At 38.8% G+C, this 3897-nt stretch carries 3 protein-coding genes; all 3 read left to right on the top strand.

What is annotated here, in order from left to right:
- Positions 1-371: 371 nt before the first annotated feature.
- The 3 genes from trxA to FJR05_RS10785 all read left to right on the top strand — a co-directional run bounded on the left by trxA (position 372) and on the right by FJR05_RS10785 (position 3800).
- On the top strand, positions 372-695 hold the full coding sequence (gene trxA, locus FJR05_RS10795) for a thioredoxin (RefSeq protein WP_168644100.1): 324 nt from the start codon (positions 372-374) through the stop codon (positions 693-695).
- Positions 696-1060: 365 nt separating this feature from the next.
- Positions 1061-2131: an LOG family protein gene (locus tag FJR05_RS10790; RefSeq protein ID WP_168644099.1), complete on the top strand. Its 1071-nt coding sequence runs from the start codon at positions 1061-1063 to the stop codon at positions 2129-2131.
- Between the two features lie 346 nt (positions 2132-2477).
- Positions 2478-3800, top strand: coding sequence for a D-alanyl-D-alanine carboxypeptidase (locus FJR05_RS10785; RefSeq protein ID WP_168644098.1), 1323 nt, complete (start codon positions 2478-2480; stop codon positions 3798-3800).
- The last annotated feature ends 97 nt before the right edge of the window (positions 3801-3897 follow it).

Below are 3897 nucleotides of genomic sequence, written 5' to 3'. Positions count from 1 at the left end.
ATTGCGGAAATGTTAGCCGATTCGGTGGGCGGTGCGGATGTAGTTAGCACTACAGAAGGGTTTTCTGCTGACAACTGACCATTGACAACTGACAACTGACAACTAACCATTGACAACTGACAATTGACAACAACTTTGAGAATGACTGGAAAAATCACATATCTAGCCTACAATAGAGATGGCGGAGACAAAAGTTTCCGTTCACTCCTCACACCACACTCCGCCCGGACTAATGTTCGGGCGGTTCCTTATGGTGAGGATTAGTTTTCTAGTTTCCTAGCAAATGTATATCATTAGGACTTAAGAGTATGTTTTTGCTATGGTAGAATTTTCACCAACCTCAGAAATATCATAGATAAAGGTTTTTAGGTATGTCAGCAGCCACAGAAGTTACGGAGTCGACTTTTACAGCAGAAGTCCTTGAGAGCGAAGTACCCGTATTAGTTGATTTTTGGGCCCCCTGGTGTGGTCCGTGCCGGATGGTCGCTCCTGTTGTTGAAGAAATCGCTGTTCAGTATGGAGATCAATTAAAAGTTGTTAAAGTTAATACGGATGTAAATCCGAATATTGCTAGTCAGTATGGTATTCGCAGTATTCCCACCTTAATGATTTTCAAAGATGGAGAAAAAGTAGATATGGTTGTTGGTGCTGTACCTAAAACCACTTTATCTAACACTTTGGAAAAGTATCTTTAAGCTGAATAAACAATAAACTTCGATTGAGTTATTCATTTACAAGATCAATTACAGAACGAAAATGGTGCTTCCCCTATCTTTTTTTAATCCCAGAAAAAGCCTAGTGTCAGTACCAATTTCAGACATCTTTGTTCTAATTGTTAGTCAACTAAAAATTAGTTACTGAGAAGCCTATATTGTAATAATTACCATCAATATGGGAAATATCATGTAAAATAACGTCAGTTACTAGTACAGGAAGGCGAAAGTCAAAAAGCAAATGATATATAAGTCTTTTCGAGATTTTTAATTATTGTTAGTTGATTGACGCTTTACTGTATTAGGAACTTTCGTTAAAATATAATGCCATTATTGCGGCAGTAAGTATGACTTCTGAAGCGTCCTTTTCTTCATTAGATTCTCTCCAAGCGGATATTGCTGAATTAATAGACCGTTTACCAACACTAAAACATAGGCAATTTATTCAGCAATCACTCACCACAATTTTGCGTCTTGCTGATAGTGATATTGAACGTCTTGACTGGAAAATATTATCTGCCGCTTTAGCAGATATGGAGTGTGGTTTCCAGTTATTTTATAACTACCGCCATGTTCGGAAAATTACTATTTTTGGTTCTGCCCGTCTAGCACCAGATACACCAGCATATCAAATGGCAGTTGCATTTAGTCGCGCTGTTTCTGCACTAGGATTTATGATTATGACAGGTGGTGGTGGTGGGATTATGCAAGCTGGTCAAGAAGGTGCTGGTAGGGAAAATTCCTTTGGTTTAAATATTCAGTTACCTTTTGAGCAACAAGCTAACCCAGTTATTGAAGGTGATGCTAAACTAATTAATTTTAAATACTTTTTTACTCGCAAGTTATTTCTTTTGAAAGAAAGTGATGCTGTGGCTTTGTTTCCTGGTGGTTTTGGCACTCAAGATGAGGCTTTTGAATGTATGACATTGAGCCAAACAGGTAAATTTGGTCCAGTTCCTTTGGTGTTAATTGATCAGCCAGGGGGTGATTATTGGCGTTCTTGGGGTCAATATATTGATGAGAAATTGGTAAAAACAGGGCTTGTTAGTGCCGATGATCCGAGTTTGTACACTATTACAGATAATCTGGAAGTTGCTTGTAATGCCATTACTGGATTTTACCGCATTTATCATTCTAGTCGTTATGTTGGTGATCAGTTGGTGATCCGGTTAAAAGAAGATTTATCGGACGCTCAAGTGGAATTACTCAATACTAATTTTAGTGATATTTTGCTGAGAGGTGAAATTGTTAAAAGCCCAGCATTACCCCAGGAAGAACAAGATGAAACGTCTAATTTACCTCGGTTAGTTTTACATTTTAATCAACGAGATTTAGGGCGTTTATATCAAATGATTGGGGTAATTAATCAGGTGGGTGTTCCTACTCCAGAGGAACTGGCTCATCCAGAAAGGAAGTAACCTAAGTAGGTGGGCGTGAAAAATTGTCGTTGGGGGAAGGGAACAGGGAACAGATAAGAAACTAAAGTTTCAGCTTTTAGAGCTTCAATCAAAAAAAGATGTTTTCAAAAGTTGCGTATTCCTAAAAACAATGTCATTATTGCCGTCTCATGTTTAAAAACATGAGTTTTTCTGTTCCCTCTGAATTTATTATGACTCAATACTGATAAATATAATCAGGCTCGTATATTGGTATAAGTTGCTAGGAAAAGAGGGAATTAAAAGTTAAAAATAGTTTCACAATATAGTTTTACGCTTACGAAATTAAAGAAAACTCTTACCAATTAACGAATAAAGGAATTTGAATATGCTGGAATTATTAGGATCAGGTTTGTTTTCTATTTGGCTAGAAATGGCTAAAGCGCAGATTCAACCGTTAGAAGCTTTGAGTGTGTTGGCTTGGCAAGGTAGTTCTAATTTGATTCTTGTGCCTGATCCAAGTCCAGCAGGTGCTATTACAGTCCATCAATATCTGAATGGGTTAATTACGTCAAAATTAATTGACAAAAATCTCATGTCTTCTCAGGGGATTTGGTTGCAGTCAGGACCGATGCTGATGGCTAATCATCAAGGTACTATACCTTTACCTGCGGCTTCTTTAACTAAGGTTGCTACTTCTTTGGTGGCTTTGAAAGCTTGGGGAGCGAATCATCAATTTGAGACTTTAGTTAGTAGCACGGGACCCTTGGTAAATGGGGTGGTGCAGGGTGATTTAGTGATTACTGGTAGTGGTGATCCGATGTTTGTGGGGGAGGAAGCGATCGCTCTGGGCAATACTCTGAATAAAATAGGGATTAAGCAAGTTAAGGGTAATTTGGTAATTACTGGTAACTTTGCTATGAATTTCCAACGTCATCCCCTACTCGCCGGTCAATTACTCAAACAAGCACTAAATCATCAAACTTGGTCTCGTTCTGTGGTTTTCCAATACTCAGTTATGCCCAAAGGAACACCTAAACCTCAAGTGATGATTGCTGGTAATATTAAGGTGGACTCTCAGCCGAAAGTTGGACAAAATTTACTCATCCGTCATTTTTCCTTACCTTTGCAAAAAATCATTAAGGAAATGAATGTTTTTAGTAATAACGATATTGCGGAAATGTTAGCCGATTCGGTGGGCGGTGCGGATGTAGTTAGCACTACAGCATCCCAACTGGCTAGATTCCCAAAGTCAGAAATTCTTTTGATTAATGGTTCTGGTTTAGGGAAGGAAAATCGAATTTCTCCCAGGGGGGTTTGTGCTATGTTTATGGCATTGCAACGGGAAGCTAGTTTTTATCAGTTAAGTTTAGCTGATTTATTTCCTACCTCTGGATTGGATCATAGAGGCACAATCCATTCTCGACATATGCCCAAAGCAACGGTAATGAAAACTGGTACTCTCAATGATGTGAGCGCTTTGGCTGGAGTTGTCCCCACACGCGATCGCGGTTTGGTTTGGTTTACAATCATTAATCGTGGTGGTAATGTGTCGGCTTTTCGAGTGCAACAAGATAAACTTCTCCAAACTTTAGAAAAAGAATTAGAAGTATCTACTGACATTCCCGATCCTGTTACACCTCGATTAGATAATTCTTTACCAGATTTTGGTGCAGCTAATCGCAATCAAGTTTTGTATAAGCAATCGTAGGGGGAAAGGAGTCAGGAGTCAGGAGTCAGGAGTCAGGAGTCAGAAGGAAGGAAGGAAGGAAGAAGAAAGAAAAAAAAGAAAATTTCTCCCCTACTCC

It is taken from the genome of Dolichospermum sp. UHCC 0259, from assembly GCF_009711935.1.
Classification (GTDB): domain Bacteria; phylum Cyanobacteriota; class Cyanobacteriia; order Cyanobacteriales; family Nostocaceae; genus Dolichospermum.
This window is presented reverse-complemented; position numbering and strand designations above follow the sequence as displayed.